The 18,935-nt window shown below is 59.0% G+C and carries 14 protein-coding genes; 7 read left to right on the top strand and 7 right to left on the bottom strand.

Annotated elements, in window-relative coordinates:
* Positions 1–122: 122 nt before the first annotated feature.
* The 5 genes from ACEWFR_RS01665 (at position 123) to ACEWFR_RS01645 (ending at position 5,521) form a co-directional block, all read left to right on the top strand.
* Complete coding sequence (locus ACEWFR_RS01665; RefSeq protein WP_374059410.1) at positions 123–1,376, top strand: acyl-CoA dehydrogenase family protein; 1,254 nt, start codon at positions 123–125, stop codon at positions 1,374–1,376.
* A gap of 323 nt (positions 1,377–1,699) precedes the next feature.
* On the top strand, positions 1,700–2,491 hold the full coding sequence (locus tag ACEWFR_RS01660) for an enoyl-CoA hydratase/isomerase family protein (RefSeq protein WP_098726727.1): 792 nt from the start codon (positions 1,700–1,702) through the stop codon (positions 2,489–2,491).
* 362 nt (positions 2,492–2,853) lie between these two features.
* On the top strand, positions 2,854–3,906 hold the full coding sequence (locus tag ACEWFR_RS01655) for an ABC transporter ATP-binding protein (RefSeq protein WP_374059409.1): 1,053 nt from the start codon (positions 2,854–2,856) through the stop codon (positions 3,904–3,906).
* A 125-nt stretch (positions 3,907–4,031) separates the two neighbouring features.
* Positions 4,032–4,754, top strand: coding sequence for an ABC transporter permease (locus tag ACEWFR_RS01650; protein ID WP_255291495.1), 723 nt, complete (start codon positions 4,032–4,034; stop codon positions 4,752–4,754).
* A complete protein-coding gene (locus ACEWFR_RS01645; protein WP_374059408.1) occupies positions 4,751–5,521 on the top strand; it encodes an ABC transporter permease in 771 nt (256 codons plus the stop codon). Before ACEWFR_RS01650 ends, ACEWFR_RS01645 begins: the two co-directional genes overlap by 4 nt.
* Positions 5,522–5,717: 196 nt before the next feature.
* On the opposite strand, the gene ACEWFR_RS01640 is transcribed toward ACEWFR_RS01645, so the two are convergent.
* From ACEWFR_RS01640 to ACEWFR_RS01625, 4 genes are all read right to left on the bottom strand, one after another.
* Positions 5,718–6,734, bottom strand: coding sequence for an alcohol dehydrogenase catalytic domain-containing protein (locus tag ACEWFR_RS01640; protein WP_374059407.1), 1,017 nt, complete (start codon positions 6,732–6,734; stop codon positions 5,718–5,720).
* A 134-nt stretch (positions 6,735–6,868) separates the two neighbouring features.
* Positions 6,869–8,116, bottom strand: coding sequence for an acyl-CoA dehydrogenase family protein (locus ACEWFR_RS01635; RefSeq protein ID WP_374059406.1), 1,248 nt, complete (start codon positions 8,114–8,116; stop codon positions 6,869–6,871).
* 788 nt (positions 8,117–8,904) lie between these two features.
* Positions 8,905–10,536 (bottom strand): acyl-CoA synthetase, encoded by a 1,632-nt coding sequence (locus ACEWFR_RS01630; protein ID WP_374059405.1) that lies wholly within the window; start codon positions 10,534–10,536, stop codon positions 8,905–8,907.
* 98 nt (positions 10,537–10,634) lie between these two features.
* Entirely contained in the window at positions 10,635–11,801 is a 1,167-nt protein-coding gene (locus tag ACEWFR_RS01625; RefSeq protein WP_374059404.1) for an acyl-CoA dehydrogenase family protein, read from the bottom strand.
* Between the two features lie 159 nt (positions 11,802–11,960).
* Between ACEWFR_RS01625 and ACEWFR_RS01620 the strand changes: the two genes are divergently transcribed.
* Positions 11,961–13,538: a class I adenylate-forming enzyme family protein gene (locus ACEWFR_RS01620; protein WP_374059403.1), complete on the top strand. Its 1,578-nt coding sequence runs from the start codon at positions 11,961–11,963 to the stop codon at positions 13,536–13,538.
* Positions 13,539–13,914: 376 nt separating this feature from the next.
* Here the strand turns inward: ACEWFR_RS01620 and ACEWFR_RS01615 are convergent, their stop codons facing one another.
* The 3 genes from ACEWFR_RS01615 to ACEWFR_RS01605 form a co-directional block, all read right to left on the bottom strand.
* Positions 13,915–15,117, bottom strand: coding sequence for an acyl-CoA dehydrogenase family protein (locus tag ACEWFR_RS01615; RefSeq protein ID WP_374059402.1), 1,203 nt, complete (start codon positions 15,115–15,117; stop codon positions 13,915–13,917).
* Positions 15,118–15,502: 385 nt separating this feature from the next.
* Positions 15,503–16,657 carry an acyl-CoA dehydrogenase family protein gene (locus ACEWFR_RS01610; RefSeq protein WP_374059401.1) on the bottom strand — a complete coding sequence of 385 codons (1,155 nt, stop codon included), beginning with the start codon at positions 16,655–16,657 and terminating at the stop codon, positions 15,503–15,505.
* Between the two features lie 2 nt (positions 16,658–16,659).
* Positions 16,660–17,904 (bottom strand): acyl-CoA dehydrogenase family protein, encoded by a 1,245-nt coding sequence (locus ACEWFR_RS01605; protein WP_374059400.1) that lies wholly within the window; start codon positions 17,902–17,904, stop codon positions 16,660–16,662.
* A gap of 110 nt (positions 17,905–18,014) precedes the next feature.
* Between ACEWFR_RS01605 and ACEWFR_RS01600 the strand changes: the two genes are divergently transcribed.
* The gene (locus ACEWFR_RS01600; protein WP_374059399.1) at positions 18,015–18,809 is read left to right on the top strand and encodes an enoyl-CoA hydratase/isomerase family protein; all 795 of its coding nucleotides are present in this window, start codon (positions 18,015–18,017) and stop codon (positions 18,807–18,809) included.
* The last annotated feature ends 126 nt before the right edge of the window (positions 18,810–18,935 follow it).

Genomic DNA, 18,935 nt, shown 5'->3' with positions numbered 1-18,935 from the left:
GGGACGGAGAAACAGGACGGGTTCGAACCGTCGGCGGATTCCGGACGCTCGTCTCGAAGGGGGCGACACCGAAGAGAGAGGACGAGCCATAGTTTTACATTGACATGCACGGATCCATAGATATGGAGTATCACGACTCCGAAACAGCGACGGAAGTAGCCGATCGGGTCGAATCATTCATGGACGAAGTCGTTATTCCCCGCGAACGGGAAGCGCTACGGACCAGCGAAGACATCACGAGAGACGAGATTGAGGAGCTATGGGTGATGGCGAAGGAGCGGGACCTGTTCGCCCCGCAGATGCCGGAAAAATACGGCGGGCAAGGATTGGACTTCCAGAACATGCTGCCGTCGTTCGAGCAGGTCGGCCGATCGCTCATCGGTGCACGCTCGATTCGGGCGAACGCACCACACGAGGGGAACATGCACACCCTGGAGATGGTCGGGACCGAGGAACAGAAAGAGGAATGGCTTCGACCGCTGGTACAGGGGGAGATCTCGTCGGCGTTTTCGATGACCGAACCCATGCAAGGAGGGGGATCAGACCCGAAGATGCTCCAGACGACCGCGCAAAAAGACGGCGACGAGTGGGTGATAAACGGGCACAAATGGTGGACATCGGACGGGGTTGACGCTGACTTCTTGCTCGTGATGGCGCGGACGGACCTGGACGCGCATCCGTACGAGGGGGCATCGATTATTCTGGTTCCCACGGACGTAGATGGCGTCAACATCGTCCGGAACGTCGGCCACCTTGGCGGACACGGGATAACCGAACTGGCGGGCGGACACGCGGAGGTCAAGTACGAAAACGTCCGCGTTCCGGTCGAAAACACGGTCGGAAACGAGGGAGAGGGGTTCACAATAGCGCAGATGCGTCTCGGTGGCGGACGGCTCACACACTGCATGCGATACTCCGGAATGGCCGAGCGGTCCCTGGACATCGCAAAGGCCTACATTAGTGAGCGGGAAGCGTTCGGATCCGACCTCTCGGAGAAGCAGTCGCTCCGCCATCGAATCGCGGACGCCGAGACGCGGCTTCACGCCGCGAGAACGATGGTTCGACACGCGGCTCGGGAACTCGACCGGAGCGAAGCGCGGACGGAAGTCGCGATGGCAAAGAACTTCACGGCGAACGTGACGAACGACATAATCGACCTCGCCGTTCAGTGTTGTGGCGGGAACGGAATCGGCAAGGATCTACCGCTGGCACACTTCTACGAGAACGTTCGACCGTTCCGTATCGTCGACGGTCCGGACGAGGTACATCGACGGTCCATCGCCCGCGTCGCGTTCGACGATATCAAAACGGAAGAGATGGAGAACGTGCTTCAGTTCGACGAGGATCGTCGGATCGATGCGCTCGACGAGTCGTAACCGACGACTGCGACACTGACGGGGGTACAGTTCCCACTGAAACGATTTATCACAGATCGCTACGCTGCTTGAGGGCAGGTTACGGTATGCAATGACTGATCGAACGACAGCTGTCTTCTCAGTGTGTGAATCGTTTCAGTGGCTACTATAGCGGGGCCACGACCGGAGTCACCTGACCCGCTCGGGCCCGTCGACCCGTCAGTGAGAGACCGCGTGGATACCACCAGTTGCTCTCGGAGACGCCCGACGGAAGCGCCCCATCGCTGTAGTGTCTACGGATGCGAAGTGATAAGGTAATTCATGGATAATGGCAACATGCACCTATGAGGGATTTCGACAATTTCAACGTTACCGTAACGGATGACGGAATCGCTAGACTCGCGATCGATAGCCAAGCAGCGATGAACTCCCTGAGCGACGGGATGACTGAAGAGCTACTGTGGCTCGCGACTGAACTCGACGAAGACGAATCGATTCGGTGTATCGTCCTTCGGGGATCCGACGGTGTCTTCTGCGCCGGCGGAAACATTTCGTCGTTCGAAGAGGACTCGAGCGCTGCCGGGAGACTTCGACGCGGTGCCTCAATGATAAACGATGTCGCAGTCCAGTTGAAACGCGGTGAAACACCGTTGGTCACCGGAATTGACGGACCAGCTGTCGGAGCCGGATTCAGTATTGCGCTACTGGGCGATATCACGTTGATGCACGAGGACGCGTACTTACAGTTCGGCTATTCCAGAATCGGCCTGACCGGCGACGGGTCCGCGACGTTCTACCTCCCACACCACGTCGGTCTGCAGGAGGCAAAGCGCATCGCGTTACTCAACCAGAAGATCTCTCCAGCGGAAGCAGCGGACATCGGTCTCGTCACGGAGGTCGCAACCGACGACGAATTCGAAGAGAGACTCACGGAACTCGGCGAAACGATCGCGGCCGGTCCGACGAAAGCACTCGGTAAGATATCTCGAATGCTGGAGGAATCGTATGCACGCCAGTTACCCGATCAACTGGCCGAAGAAACGGAACAAATCGCAAACGCGTCAAAGACGGCTGATTACGTCGAAGGGGTAACGGCGTTTAAGGAAAAACGCGAACCATCGTTCGAGGGGCAGTGAGCCGGATCGAACGTCCGGACAGGCAGGAAATACACGAATCTCTCTCGTGAGCGCCGAGCGCGATCGACAGATCGCCAGCCGGTGGGTGGTCCCCTTCGAGAGACGATACCCGCGCGAGACCTGTAGATTCCGCCAAGCCGAATATCGAGTCGCGTGATCCGGAACTCAGGTAGAATAACATACACAATGATTAATAGACGTGGTGAACTATAGGGGGCCGTGTGGATGATAACCACGACAAGACCTTCCAAAGAAAGGAGGGGTAGGGACAGCCAGACGTTGGGCGCGGTTAGCTGGACAGAGACGACGAAAGAAGCGGCAACGACGACCGACGTAGAAAGCGTACGCGTACTCCAAGACCCATGCTAGAAGTAAAAAACCTAACAAAGTACTACGACGATCTGCTTGCAGTTGATGACGTATCCTTCCGAATCGAAGAGGGAGAATTTGCCACGCTGCTTGGACCAAGCGGCTGTGGGAAGAGTACGACACTCCACATGATCGCGGGACTTGTCGAAGCTACCTCGGGCACGGTACACCTACGCGGGAGCGATGTCTCGGATACGGAACCGTACAACCGAAACATCGGGCTCGTGTTTCAGCATTCGGCGCTGTTCCCCCACATGACCGTCAAGGAAAACCTCCGATACGGGCTCAAGATGCAGGAGTTCGACGGCGATCACGACGATCAGATCGCCAAGTACCTCGAGATGGTACAGATGACGGACCACGCGGATCACAAGCCGGGCGAACTCAGCGGAGGGCAACAGCGCCGGATATCGTTTGCACGAGCGCTCGTGTACGAACCGGATATCCTGTTGCTTGACGAACCGCTTACAGGCCTCGATCGAGTCCTTCGCGAGGAGATGCGAAACGAAATCCGAGAGATTCAACAAGAGGTCGACGTCACGACCCTCTCGGTCACGCACGATCAGTCCGAAGCGCTGTCGATGTCGGACAAGGTTATCGTGATGAACGAGGGACGGAAAGAGCAGGCCGGCGCTCCCCAGGAGTTGTACGAAGAGCCGGAAACTCAGTTCGTCGCCGAATTCCTCGGTCAGTCGACGAAATTCGAGGGGAAAGTCGCCGCGAACGACCCGCCCATGGTCCGTGCTTCGAATCAGGAAATCCAACTCGCCTCCGACATTGACACGGACAGGCTGGACGGCGATTCGCTGTCACTGTACGTACGGCCGGAAAAAATCAATATCAGTACGGCCGAGAAGGCAAACGGAACAAGCAATACGTTCGTGGGAACAGTCTCCCACGTCGAATACCTCGGTCATCGGGCCGAACTCGAGGTGACGCTGGACGACGAAACGACCGTCACCGCCTTCGGCAACGCGACGGAAAAGTACGCAGTTGGTGACGAGATCGCGGTCCAGTTCGATCCGGAGGGGGTGACCATCGTATGAAGTTCGGAGCTGTCACACTTCCGGACGTCTCCGTCCCCGAGTGGGTGCGCGGTCGATCGTCCCCGAAACTCCTCGTCGGACTCGGGCTCGGCTGGCTCACGCTGTTCTTTATCGCACCGGTGATCGTGCTATTCGTCGAGAGCCTCAACTTTGGGGGCGGCGATCTCTTCGCCAACTACAGAGACGCTCTGAGCGGCGTCTATTTAGAAACGCTCGGCCGAACACTCTACTACGCGCTGATCACGACGGTCGTGTGTCTGGTCCTCGGCTATACGATAGCGTACTTTATCGCGTTCAAAGCTAAGCGTCAGTTCGCCATGCTTGCGTTAGTGCTGTTGCCGCTGTGGATTGCGATTATTATTCGATATTTCGGCGTCTCACTGTTTTTCCTCCCAACGGGCCCAGTACAGCAGCTATTCGGGACTGATTTCGGTGTATTATTTACTACACGAGGTGTCGTCATCGGCCTAGTTAGCGCATTACTACCCTTCGCGATCCTTCCGATGTACAATTCGATACAGTCGATCGACGATGAATTGATTTACGCGTCGGAAGTTCTCGGTGCGACGCCGTTGTACACGCTGCGGACGGTCATCATCCCGCTCAGTCTCTCCGGTGTCGTCGCCGCCGCCTTGTTCGTGTACATTCTCGCGGCCGGCTCGTATTTGGCGCCGGCACTGCTCGGAGGGCCGGCCGACTTCATGATGGCGAACGTGATCGAGCAATCGTTCACGTACGACCTCGACCTCGCTGCGACGATGTCGGTGGTGTTCACAGTGACGCTTCTCATTCTGATCGGCCTGTTCAACCATTACGCCAATATCTCGGAGGTGCTAAGTGACCTATGATGAACCGACTGAGACGGCTGTCGTTCTATCCGGTCTTACTGGTCGTCTACGCGATATTGTTAGTGCCGGTGGTCGTCGTCATCGCGACCTCGTTTACCGTGCAGTCGTCCCCCACGCTGCCGACTAACGGCGTCACGCTGGAGTGGTACAACACCCTCTTCCAGAACTTCCGACTCCGAAACGCGATGGTAGTCAGCGTGATCGTCGCGACGGCGACGGCGATCCTCTCTGGTATTATCGGAACGATCACGGCGTTTGGCTTCGTCCGAAGCGATATCCGAGCCAAAGAGACGCTCGCAACGATCATGCTACTTCCGCTCATGATTTCGCCGGTAATCACTGGAGTTGCGTTCCTGCGATTCAGCAGCCACCTCTCGATCCCTCGAGGGCTTCCGCGGATCGTGATCGCGCATTCGGTTCTCGCGCTCCCGTTCGTTTTCCTCATCGTTCGGTCCCGCTTGCTTACGTTCGACGAACGGCTCGAAGATGCATCGATGGCTCTAGGAGCCAATAAATGGGAGACGACGGTCAACGTCACCATCCCCATCATCGGTCCCGCGCTGTTAGCCGGCATGCTGATGGGATTCGTCATCTCGTTCGGGGAGTTCACCGCGACGCAGTTTCTCATCACACCACAGACGACGACGGTCCCAATCATTATCTTCAATCAGATTCAGACGGGACTCAGTCCCGAGGTCAGTGCCCTCGCGACGACGCTCGTCGCCGTGATGATCATCGTCAGCGTCATCGGCAATCGATTAGGGTGACTCCAGATTCCGCCAAACCCCTCTCCCGCCACATTTCCGGTTCCTCGATCATCGCTATTTCTGCCGTAACCGGCGGACCGCCGAGCGAACACGAAACGGCGTCCCGACCTACCGTATCGGTCCTCGCCACGATGAGAGACGTCCTACGGGTGACGTGGCAGAACAAATGTAGGACGGACGGGACAAGACAGGGCGCTCACGTGGACGGGTCGACGACGAGTTTGCCGACGGCATCCCGATCGACCATGTCGGCGAACGCCTGATCGGTGTCCTCGAGCGGGTAGTGCTGGTAAATTTCCGGTTCGAGTCGGCCGTCGGCAACGAGGGTGACGAGCCGTTCGAGATCCGTCTGGGTTCCCATAGTGCTCCCGATGATCCGCTTCTGATTGAGAAACAGATCCCCTAACTCGAACGTCGACGTGGGACCTGCCGTTTGGCCGCAGATTGCCATTCGACCGCCGCGGCACAAGACGTTGAGACCGACCGCCGAATACGGGCCACCGAGATGATTGACCGTTACGTCGACCCGGCCCGTGTCGAGCACCGCTTCCCGAATCGCATCCGGATCGCCGGACTCGATGAGTCGGTCGGCGCCAAGCGCGCCCACCCGATCGAGTTTCTCCCGCGACGTCGACGTCGCGATCGTACGAGCGCCCAGTATGTCCGCGAGTTGGATCGATGCGACGCCGACACCGCCGGTCGCTCCGGGGACGAAGACCGTATCACCCGGCTCGACGTTTGCCTCCGTGAGCATTCGGAACGACGTCATGTATGCGGTGGGGAGCGCTGCGGCCGCCGTCGTCTCGACCGTCTCCGGCAGCGGTATCAGTCGATCGGCCTGCACTGCAGCGTACTCCGCGAGACCGCCATGAGAGAGACGAAACTCTTCGCAGTAACTTTCAGGTCCATCACGACAGTACCGACAGGAGCCACAGGTCTGGTTGGGACAGAGGAGAACGCGGTCCCCGGGCGCGACGGCCTCGACCTGACTACCGACCGAAGACACGGTGCCCGCGACGTCGATTCCCGCAACGTACGGCAAGTCATCCTCACCGACCCAGTGGTCTCCCTGGAGGACCCATAGGTCGTGGTGATTTATTGAACACGCCTCGACCTCGATGACGGCCTCGGCGGGGCCCGGTTCCGGATTGGGTGCCGACTCGATCGTTACGCGTTCCGGACCACCGAATCCAGTGATCGCTGCAGTGCGCATGACTGTTTGCTTGAACGCTGGGAGCATATATCTACCGTTCATCAGAACGACTCTACTGGCTTCGGCCGCAGCGTCCCCTCGAGACGTGTCGAACGACGACGGAGAAAAGCAGCGAGTCGAACGCGCCGACCGATCTATATGATATCGAAGAGGTGGCCGGCGACCCGACGCTTCTGGATCTCTTCTGCACCTTCCGTTATGCGGTACCGGCGGTGGTGGCGATAGATGTGTTCGAACGGTTTGTGTCGGCTGTATCCGACACCGCCGTGGACTTGCATCGCCTGATCGGCTGCCCGGCAAACGAGATTATTCGCCGTGTAGTTACACATAGCGACCAACTGGCTGATCGAGGAACCGGATTCGGTAATCATCTCGCCTTCCTCGTCGAGCGCCGCTGCCGTTTTTCGAACCGTGTTTCGCAACATTTCCGCCTCGGTGTGCAACTCGGCGAGCGGGAACTGGATCGCCTGGCGGTTCGCCAGGGGTTCTCCCCACGTCTTCCGCTCTTTGGCGTACTCGACTGCCTCGTCGATACAGAACTGCGCCGCGCCGAGACTGGCAGCCGCCTGTCGGATACGGCTCTCGTGAACGAAGCGCTGAGCCACGTGGAGGCCTTTCCCTTCCTCGCCGATGATAGCCGAATCCGGGACGCGAACGCCGTCGATCGACACTTCCGCGTGGTCCGTCGGCATGTTGAACGTCCACCAGTAGTAGTCGACCTCGAACCCGTCCGCGTCCGTCGGGGTCAGAAACGCCGTAATGCCGTCGCCATCGCCATCCTCACCGCTGGTCCGGGCGAATACGAGATCGTAATCCGCCGTGTGCATCCCGCTGTTCCAGCGCTTTGTACCGTTGATCACCCACTCATCGCCGTCTTTCTCGGCCGTCGTGTCCATCCAGGTCGCATCGGATCCGTGGTCGGGTTCGGTGAGACCGAACGCGACCCTCGTTTCACCGGTAATTACGTCCTCGATCATCTCCTGCTGTTCGTCGGTCCCGAACCGATCGAGAATCTGCGGGAACTGGTGATTGCCGACGACGGAAGCTTCGGTTTGAAGAACGTTGTAGAGCCCCGGACCCTTGTGCGCGAGGTGTTCGCGAATAATCGCCATGCCGAGGTTCGATCCGTCCATTCCACCCATCCGCTCGGGAAGCGCGTAGCGATAGTATCCCGCCTCGTCGGCTCGAGCTCGCATTTCCTCGAGCAGCGCCTCCCACTCCGCTTCCGGCACGCCGTCTTCCTCCCAGTTCGTCCGGGCGTATTCCCGACGCTTGTCGAAATACTGGATGTGCTCTTCTTCGAGGGGTTTGATTTCCGTTTCGATAAACTCATCGAGTTCGTCGAGCAAGTCAGCTACTTCTTCGGGTGGACGAGTGTCCATGGTAGATAGTCACAGTTCCAACCCAAATAACTTCCCCCGAAGGAATTCAGTTTGACCGTTGACACACGATACCAGTCGGATAGCGCCACGACGATAGCGGAATCGCAACCGAAAGGGGGGATGCTATAGTAGCTCTCGAATCGATGGACGGGACCCACGCGTGAACTGCCGTCACGACAGTGGGCAGTAATCGTCGGAGCCATACCGTGAACGGATCTGGACGGGAACGAGAATACTGGACATTGTATAACACACTAAGTTCGTTATAATAGGCGCTGGTAACAGGTAGTGGTACAGATTAACAACCAATGGCATTCGTGTAGCACAACACCGGTCCGTCACGGACGGAATGAAACGTGTTGCCCCTCGATTGCGTTCGATCCTCCTATAGTAACAACTGCAACGATTTACACACTGATCGCATAGCCGTCGTGCGATCAGGTGTGCAGTGACTTGCAGTGGCTACTATATGACACGCCTGCTCCCAGAGCCGGAGTACGAGGAATGTATCCGACTCCTGAAGGTGAGAGTGGTCTGATACCCGTTCCATCGATCGGTCTCCGAAATGAGAACAGCGCGACCGCCCAAAAGGCGCAATCGACTCCTCGAACTCGAGGCCTCAGCGGGGGTACTGGTTTCCGCGGTGCGGGACCACGGAGAATAGCGAGACGGCGAGGTCCTCACGGCATCGTAGAAGGGTCCCGGTTCATCCGTCACCGACTGCACAAATCACGTTACTGTCAGCGGGGTCGCCCCTGTGCCGGCACTAGGCCGGAGTGCCCACGACATCAGTCTTCGAGGGCGGACCGCTTTATTTTCCCACTCGCCGTCTTCGGTAACGCTTCGAGAAACGCTACTTCACGGGGATACTCGTGTTTCGACAGTTCGGAACGAGCGAACTCCTGAATTTCCTCGCCGAGTTCGTCGTCGGGGCTGTACTCGTCGACCAGCGTCACGTACGCTTTGACGATGTTGCCACGGGTATCGTGATCCGCGCCAACGACGGCCGCCTCCTCGACTGCGGGATGGTTGAGCAACGTGTCTTCGACCTCGCCAGGTCCGATACGGTATCCGGCCGAGATGATGACGTTGTCCGCTCGGCTAACGTACCAGTAGTAGCCGTCCTCGTCCTCCCTGGCTAGATCGCCCGTCCGAAGCCACGGTCCGGTGAAAGTATCAAGCGTTGCCTCGGGTCGACCCCAGTAGGACCCCTGGGCGTTTTCGTCGCGTTTGACCGCGACCTCACCGACCTCGCCCTGGTCGACCTCGTTGCCGTCGTCGTCCAGCAGCGCAACCTCCGTTCCGGGGAGGGGTTTCCCCATGCTCCCCGGCTTCACCTCCCAGTCCTCGAAGGCGTAATTGCAAACGATCATCCCGCCTTCGGTCAGGCCATACGCGTCCTGAGGCGGTGCGCCGAGTCCGTTTTCACACCAGGCGACCGTCTCCTGGTCGAGCGACTCGCCCGCGGAGATCAACACGCGGAGATCGATGTCGTACGATTCGAGATCGATACCGCCTGCACGGGCCTGACGAAGGGCGGTCGGCGGAATCATCGCGTTGTCGACGTCCCACTCCTCGAGCGTCTCGAAGAAGGTGTGCGGATCGAACTGACCGCGATAGCACCCGATCGCCGTTCCGCGAACGCCGGACATGACCGTCCCCATATTGAGCCCGTACGACCAGGACGGAGAGGCAGCGACCAGATAGACGTCGTCGGGGCGAACGTCGGCCACGTACTCCGCGTACGCGTGGAGTTCGACCACCCCTCGGTGGCTACTCAACACGCCTTTCGGTGCACCGGTCGTGCCGGACGTGTACGTCAACGTGTACGGGTCGTTGGGGTGGGTGTCGACGCTGTCGAACGCGTCAGAGTGGTCGGTGACTGCGTCGTATCCGTCCACCGTCGTTTCGCCGTCGACCGCATCGTCGCCCCCGCCGTCGACGGTGACGACTCGCTCGAGCGTCGAGATCGTTCCGTCGAGATCCTCGCAGCCGTCGGTCGTCGTAAACAGGACCGCAGCTCCGGAGTCCTTGAGGCGGTAGTTGAGCGCGTCCGGACCGAACATGGGCGCAAGCGGGAGGTAAATCCGGCCGGCTTTGATCGTCCCGAAGACGACGGCATACAGTTCGAACTGCGTCGGGAGCATCGCGCCGATCCGATCGCCGCGATCCGTCTGTGACTCGAGGTAGTTGCTCACTCGGTTCGCCGCGGCGTCGAGTTCGGCGAAGGTGTAGCGTTCGGTCTCGCCGGTGTCGAAGTCTCGAATTCGCAGCCCGGTTTCGTCCGAATCGGCGTGGCGACCCAGCGCCTCGTCCGCGATATTGAGCGACGATTTATCTCCGACATGGGCATTTTCGTTCCAACTCTGTTCTTTCTCGTACTGGTCGAACACCGCATCGTACACACTCTCGTATGTCATATATTGGCTCTTACACAATTATACTATATTATTCCTCGGGTCGTAGTTAACGAACTGGCGTCTCCGATTCGCCAAACCGGGAGACTGAGAGCGGTCAGTCAGTACGAACGGGGGAGGCCGAGATGGTGTTCGGCGATGTAGTTCTTCGCCATTTCGTTGGAAACGGGAACCGTCTCGGTTACGCGCGCGTTCTGCCAGAGTTCGAACACCTCGTACTCCTCGGTGAACCCGTTTCCGCCGTGGGTCTGGATCGCTCGCGACGCCGCTTCGGTACTAAACGTGCTCGTGAGGAGTTTCGCCGCGTTCGTTTCCATACTGCAGTCCTGGCCGTCATCCCACTTGGATGCAGCACTGTACGTGATCTCGCGGGCAGCGAGTAATTTCGCGTAGCTCTCCGCCAGCGGGTGCTGGATCGCCTGATGTGATCCGATCGGTTGCCCGAACACGTTACGGTCGTTCGCGTAGTCGACAGCGAGGTCGACTGCTCTGAGGCCATCGCCGAGCGCGCTGGCTGCACCGGCGATTCGTTCGGTGTTGAGCGTGTCGAACATGAGCCTGAACCCCTGGTCCTCAGCGCCGAGAATGTCGTCCTCGTGAACGCGTAACCCGTCGATGTTGACCTGGTACTGATGTTCGAACCAGGGGACCGCCGTATCGAGTTTCGAGAGGGTGATTCCATCGCGGGACGACGGGTCGGAGACGAGAAAGAGTGTCCCCCCGTGCGACGGGTCCTCGGGGTCGAACGGCGACGTCCGGGCGACGAGCAACATCTTGTCCGCGTTCTCGACACTGCTGATAAAGGTCTTCTCGCCGTCGATCACGAATTCGTCGCCGTCACGCCGGGCGGTCGTATCGATGGCGAGCGTGTTTGTCCCCGCGTTGGGTTCGGTCAGGCCCATACAGAAGCGAAGGTCGCCGTTGACGATACGCGGGAGGTACTCCTGTTTCTGTTCGAGGGTCCCGTGACGCTGAATGCTGATCCCGCCGAACACAGGCGTCAGAATGAAAATGATCCCGCCCTGGCCACCGGCGCGTGACAGTTCTTCGATGACGATCGCCATCTCCTCCATTCCCATGCCTTCACCGCCGTATTCCTCGTCGATGGCCACACCGAGCCACCCGTTGTCCGCGAGGTCCTGCCAGTATGATTCCGGGAACCGCTTCTCGTCGATGTGCTCGCGCCAGTAGTCCGCATCGTAGTCTGCGGCCAGGTCACGGACGGAATCCCTGATCAAATCGTGTACTTCCGTTTTGGCGTTTGACATACCTCGCCTTTCTCTCGGACCAATATAAATACCCTCGTATTCAGTCAATCCCTGCCGGGACCGAGGTGAACCGTCGCGAGCAAACGCCGTCGACCGTCTCACAGTCAAATCAACAATACAACAACATGATTTATATGGGTTGGAATAAATACGAGTGGTATGAATGGGATGACCATTAGCTGGCTGGCAGAGCGTAACGCGTACAAATTCCCCGAAAAAGAAGCGATAGTGATGACGCCAGTGGAGGGTGGACGGACGGCGGTTACGAACGCCACTTTCAACGAGCGAATCGATCGGGTCGGGAACGCGCTCAGGGAGCGCGGTATCGAACGCCACGACAAAGTGGCCGTCTACACCGCGAACTCGATTCCGATGCTCGAAATGTTCCTGGGCGCAATGCGAATCGGTGCGATCCCCGTGCCGGTCAACCACCGATTCAAGGCGGATGAGGTCAAGTACGTCCTCGAGGACTCCGGGGCCGAACTCCTCCTCTTCGACGATCAAGCGACTGAAATCGTTGATCAGATCCACGACGATCAGGTAATGCCGGACGAGATACTTTTCTCGGGGGACTCGACCCCCAAATACGCGGCCGACTACGGCGAGTTCCGAGACGGGGCATCAGACGAGTCCGTCGAGATCGTTTCGTCGCGCACAGACCAGGCGATGCTCATGTACACGTCGGGGACGACCGGCAAGCCGAAGGGCTGTATTCTCACACACGACAACATCATCCAGATGACCGTCAACGGGATCGTGGAAAAGGCGTTCGAAGGCCGAAATGTCCACGTCGACGGCCGCGGAATCATCGTGACGCCGCTGTTCCACATCTCCGCCTTCGGCATGTTCATCAACAACTACTACGCCTCGGCAACGACCGTTCTCATGAACGGGTTCGATCCTGACCGGGTGATGGAGGTCCTCGAGTCCGAATCGGTGACGAACGGCTTCTTCGTGCCGATGATGGCCCGTGCGCTGCTCGCTGTCGACGACTTCGAGGAATACGATCTCTCCGCGTTCGAGGAGTTCGGAATCGGTGCTGCACCGTCCGGAAAGGAGCTCAAACAGACGATATCGAAAGCGTTCGATGCCGAGTTACAGGAGGCGTTCGGTCAGACCGAGATGTCACCGGTCGTGTCGCTGCTCCAGCCGAGTCAGGCCCTCGATCATCCCGACAGCGTCGGTCGGCCGGTCATGAACGTCATGTTTAAAATCATCGATCCGGACACTCACGAGGAGGTCGAACCGGGCGAAATCGGTCAGGCCTGCTATAGAGGGCCCACGATGTTTTCGGGTTACTACCAGATGCCCGAACGAACCGAAGAGGCGTTCGACGACGATGGCTTCTTCATTTCCGGCGATCTGATCCGGCAGGACGAAGAGGGGTTCATCGAGTTCGTCGGGCGATCCGACAATATGATCATTTCGGGAGGCGAAAACGTCTACCCGGCCGAGATCGAGGAGATACTGCACGAGCATCCGGCCATCGACGAGGTCGCTATCATCGGCGCGCCGGACGAGAAATGGGGCGAACGAATCAAAGCTGCGGTCGTTCCCGTCGACGACGAGGAACCCTCGGCGGAGGAACTCCAGGACTACGTCGGTGAGCGCCTGGCTGACTACAAAAAGCCCAGGGAGTTCATCTTCCTGAAATCGCTCCCGCGAAACCCGACTGGAAAAGTCTTGAAAAGTTCCCTGGCCGACGAAGACGGTGTCATGGTTGGGTGGGAATCGTAGTCCGCTCCGAACCGCCGAGCCGTTCGTTACAGCGGGTTCACAGACGGCCGCCACTCGAGGCCAACTGTACACGTACCGACGCCGTATCGCGTTACGATCGTTTCGATCATAATTCCGTCAGTTCTCGCGACGAATCGCTATAGTAGCCACTGAAACGATTCACACACTGATCGCAATGCAGTCGTGCGATCTGGTGTGCAGTGACTTTCCGTGGCTACTGTAGAGACGGCCACAGTGAAGCGGTGGCGGATGATATCACGGACGACGTTTCGCTCGGTTTGCATCAGATGCTCGATCGAGCAGGTACACCCCATGACCGTGCGTCGCGTACCGATTTCGATAGGCCGCCCATGGCAGTTACACGGACAAAATGCGATTAGTCTCGAAGCTCTCGGACGATGGTTCGCTTTTGCATTTCGTCGGTGCCTTCGGTAAGTCGTTTCCCGCGAGAGGACCGATATCGCTCCTCGATGGGCTCACGCCGCGAATAGCCCTTCCCGCCATGGACTTGCATCGAGACGTCTGCAGCGTCGTTCTCGAGGTTCGCCGCTGAGAGTTTCGCCATCGCGGTCTCCTTGCGTGCATCGCGGCCGGTATCGGCCTTCCACGCCGCATAGCGATAGAGTTGCCGCGTTCGCTCGATGTCGGCCGCAACCTCCGCTAGCGGAAACGAAATTCCCTGCCGGTCGATCAAGGGCTCGCCGAACGTCTCACGCTCTTCGGCATAGTCGACGGCCTTCTCGATGAGGAATTGGGCCGAGCCGACACACCCGGCGGCGACGCCCAACCGCGCGTTACCGATCCAGTCCATCGCTTGGTAGAACCCCTTCCCCTCCTCACCGAGGAGCGCATCCTCGCCGACCCGGCAGTCGTCGAGTTCGAGTTCCGACGGAGCGACCCATGCGTGCCCCATCGGTCGGTGAATGTCGCCAACCTCGAACCCCGGCGTATCGGCGTCGACGAGGAAACACGAAATCCCGTTGATCCGGCCGGGCTGACCGCTCGTCCGTGCAAAGACCATGGCGAAATCGGCGTACGGGCCGTTGCTGATCCACGACTTCCGTCCGTTGATGACCCACTCGTCACCGTCCGTCTCCGCGGTCGTTTCGAGCAGGTTCGGATCACTTCCGTGGTTTGGCTCCGTGAGCGCGAAACACGTCGTTTTCTCGCCGGCCATCAGGGGATCGAGATACCGGTCACGCTGTCGTTCGTCGCAGGCCAGCAGGATCGGCGTCGGGCCGCCGCCGGCGCCCCGAACGGCGTACGTGTGCAGACCCGGGGGACGGTTCTCGAGAAACTCGGCGATGATCGCGTCGGTAAGCGTGTCGATCCCCCGTCCACCGACTTCCTCCGGCATGTTCATTCCCCAGAAACCGGCTTCGGCCGCCCGCTTCCGGATCGTTTCCTTCAACTCGAGATACTCGGGAACCTGCTCGAACGAATCATCGAAGATATGTCGTTCCGCGTCAGGACCGAGAAACCGTGCGTGCTCTTCCTCGAGCGGCTCGATTTCGTCTTCGATGAACGTCGAGAGTTCGTCCTTGAGTTGCGTCGCTTCCTCGGGTTCACTGAAATCCATGTTGTGAGTTGACATCACACAATCACATAAAGATGAGTGGTACTGGAGGCGAACGGATCGTCCGCCGCGTTAACTGGCCACCGGCGATCGTAGGATCCATACACGGCAACTGTCTCGGGGTCACGCTTCCTCGTATCCCCTGCACTACCTATAAAATCGGCCGATTCCCTGAGACGGCTCGGTACCACCGACAAACAGTACTCCAGGATCCGGCCCAGTCAGGACGCCGAGCACAGGCGTAAAAGCGGGAAACACACAGGGGTCGTTCCGAAACACATCATAGCGATCAGCTGTACACGGTGGCTACCTAATCGAACAAAAAGGACAGATTACGGATGCCGTCCGGATTACGGATACCGTCCGCTGGTTCCGCTTCGGAGTCGGTCTACTCCGACTCGGCGAGTCGCGACTCGATGAGTCGATCGCGGTATGCCTCGGGTGAGCCAAGGAAGTTCCGCCAGCTCTTGGCCTGTTTGAGGTAAATGTGTGCATCGTGATCCCACGTAAAGCCCATTCCGCCGTGGTTTTTCATATCGTCGGCGAACACCCGGTGAAGGCGGTCGGCCGCGTACGATTTTGTCGCCGCAACGGCTCGGCCAGCATCGGGTTCGTCGGTATCGAGGGCCCACGAAGCGTAGTAGACCAGCGATCGGGCGCTCTGCATGTCGATCCACATGTCCGCCGCCCGATGCTTGACGGCCTGGAACATACCGATCGGCTGCCCGTACTGTTCCCGTTCGTTCCCGTATTCCGAAGAGAGTTCGACCGCGCGATCGGCGGCACCCGTGAGCATCGCTATCGCCGCGACCGAGTATCTATCGACCGCGTCGACGAGGGGGCCGCCGCCGCCGTGCAGCGGGCCGAGTAGGGCATCGGGACCGACCGTGAGGTTATCGAACGTCAGCTCGTACATCGGCCGTGCCCAGTCGAGGCTGTCTAACTGCCTGGCGTCGACGGCGTCGTGGGCGGTATCGACGAGGAACAACGAAATTCCGTCGTATCCCTGGCTGTCACGGGTTCTGGCCGCGACGATTACCGTGTCGGCGTCGCCGCCGTATGGAACGAGCGTTTTCGTTCCGTCGAGTCGGTAGCCGGTTCCGTCGTCCGTCTCAACCGGGGCCGCGCGAAGTTGGACGCTCTCGGGGAGCGGTTCCGTTTCGTCGTCGTAGACCGCGACGCTTACCTTGCAGTTCCCGTCGGCGATCGCGGGCAAATAGGCTGATTTCTGTTCTTCGTTCCCAAGATCGGAAATAAGCGGGGCCGCGAACGCGGCCGTCTCCGGAAGCGGTCCGGGAAGCGCGTACCGCCCCGCGGCTTCGAGCAGCGCCGAAAGGTACACCATACCTTCTCCGAACCCGCCGTGCTCGAGTGGGACCGTGATCGCAGTGTAATCGAGTTCCGCGAGCTCATCCCACAGGTGGTCGACGACGTCCTCGCCGTTCAGCTGTCGCCTGGCGAGTTCCATGCCGCCTTCCGATTCGATGAAATCGCGTGCGGTTTCCTGTACTCGTTGGTGTTCCTCGGTCAATCTCGCATCCATAGTCACTCACTCCTGTGGCTCATTTTGCTCTTTTTGTCTTTCGGGAGCCCGAGCACTCGCTCACCGATGATGTTTCGCTGGATGTCGCCGGTTCCGGCTGCAATCCACGACCCGTACGAACGAAGGTAGCCGGTCGTCTCGTCGAAGGCGGCGTCACCGTTCTCCCACAACGAGGTGGCAGGTCCCTGCACGTCGACGGCGAAGTTCAGGAGATCGATTCTGAGTTCGTCGCTGACAACGAGGTCCATCGACCCTTCGGGGCCGGGTCGACCCGTTTCGATCTGCTTGCTCACGTTACGATAGTGGCTCACCTTCGCGGCCTGAATCCGCGCATCGAAGTCGGCCAGCTGTTGGCGTATCTCCGGTTTCTCGATCAACGGCGTCCCGCCGCGCGTCTCGGTTTTGCAATACTCGAGCAGGTCGAGGTATCGCTGTTCGATCGTGTAGATCGAAGTCATGGCGTGTTCGTACGCCGAGAGCGTCATGACGATGTCCCATCCCTCATCGACCTCGCCGAGCACCAAGTCGCTGGTGGTGGTTGCATCGTTGAGATACACCTGGTTGAAACTTCGATCGTCGTTCGCCTGGTGAATGGGGTCGGTTTCCACCCCCTCCTGGCTCATGTCGACGAGGAGGACAGTCAGCCCCTCGTGTTTTTCGCCCGAAGAGTCGGTTCGGGTTACCAGGAGACACCAGTCGGCGTTATGCGCATAACTCGTCCAGATTTTCTGGCCGTTGATGACCCATTCGTCGCCGTTTCGTTCCGCACGAGTCGTCAGGCTCGCCACGTCGGAGCCGGCTTCGGGCTCGGAGTACCCCTGACACCAGATCTCCTCACCGCTGAGGATATTCGGCACGAATCGACTTTTCTGTTCTTCCGTTCCGGCTTCGATCAGCGTCGGACCGACGAGGTTGATGCCGATAACGTTGACTTGCGGCGGTGCGTTGACACGCGCCATTTCCTCCCGATAAATCGTCTGCTCCACTAGCGATGCCCCGCGACCGCCGTACGCTTCGGGCCAGTGAATGCCCGCCCAGTCGCCGTCCGCCAGCGTCCGTTGCCAGTCTCTCAGGAAGGCAAGCCGTTCGTCGTCGTCCGACGGGAGTTCACGCTCGCCGTCGAGCCATCCGTCCGGTAAATTCTCCTCTAACCATACCCGTAGTTCGTCTCGGAACGATTCCTGGGCGTCAGTGTAACTGAAGTCCATGATTTCCGTCGATTGGCCTCCTTCTCGTGTAGAAGACATCGGATCATATAAATTATTCCATGCCAGAGACACACGTGGTATTTGTAACCTCACCTATATACTCCGTCATAGAAACTATTACAACTGTTGACGAGGAACATGCAGCCGCGATGAGCGAGGACATAGTCAAGCTTCGTATCGAAGACGGCGTCGCGACTGCGACGCTTAACGATCCCGACCGGAGAAACGCACTATCGGAAGAGCTCGCGAACGGATTACGAGGAGCCCTCGAGGAGGTGGAACGAAGCGATGCCCGGTGTCTCGTCATCGAGGGAGCGGGCGAAGCCTTCTCCGCGGGCGGCGACATCAGTAGCATGGTCGAAGCGATAGAGAACGACATCCCGATCGACGACCGCGTCGACGGACTACTGGAGTCGACAAACGACGTGATGCGGCAACTGGGCGAGTTTTCGCTCCCGACGATCGCGAAAGTCGATGGGCCAGCCGTCGGAGCGGGCGGAAACATGGCGATACTGTGTGACATACAGATCGCGAGCGACCGCGCGGCGATCGGCTTCGTCTTTCGCCAGGTCGGCCTCGGGGTCGATACGGGAACGTCGTATCGCTTACCGCGACTCGTCGGTGAAAACGTCGCCAAGGAACTCGTCTTCACCGGCCGGATAGTCGGCGCAGAAGAAGCAGCAGACCTCGGTCTATTCAATCACGTGTTTCCCGCGGCGGAGTTCGACGAGAAAGCCGACGAAATCATCGACTCGATCGCGTCGGGCCCGACGGTCGCGTTGAAGCACGCAAAGCGTCTCATCGACGAGGGGAGCAACAAGTCGCTCGACCAGGCAATGATCGACGAGGCGGTCGCCCAGGGGATTATCTTCGAAACCGACGATCACGAGGAAGGCGTACAGGCGTTCCTGAACAATCGATCGCCCGAGTTCGAAGGGCAGTAAGGACGGGAACCTCGTCAACGTCGTTTGGGAGGTCGTACACGAGCCGGTATCGTATACCCGTACCGGAATGAAAGCCACATCATGAACGCGACAGTAGCACCATCACTGTTACGCCGTACGCACCTC

This window comes from Natrinema sp. H-ect4 (assembly GCF_041894845.1).
GTDB lineage: Archaea > Halobacteriota > Halobacteria > Halobacteriales > Natrialbaceae > Natrinema.
The sequence above is the reverse complement of the archived record's forward strand: the minus strand, read 5'-3'. Positions and strand labels throughout refer to the sequence as shown.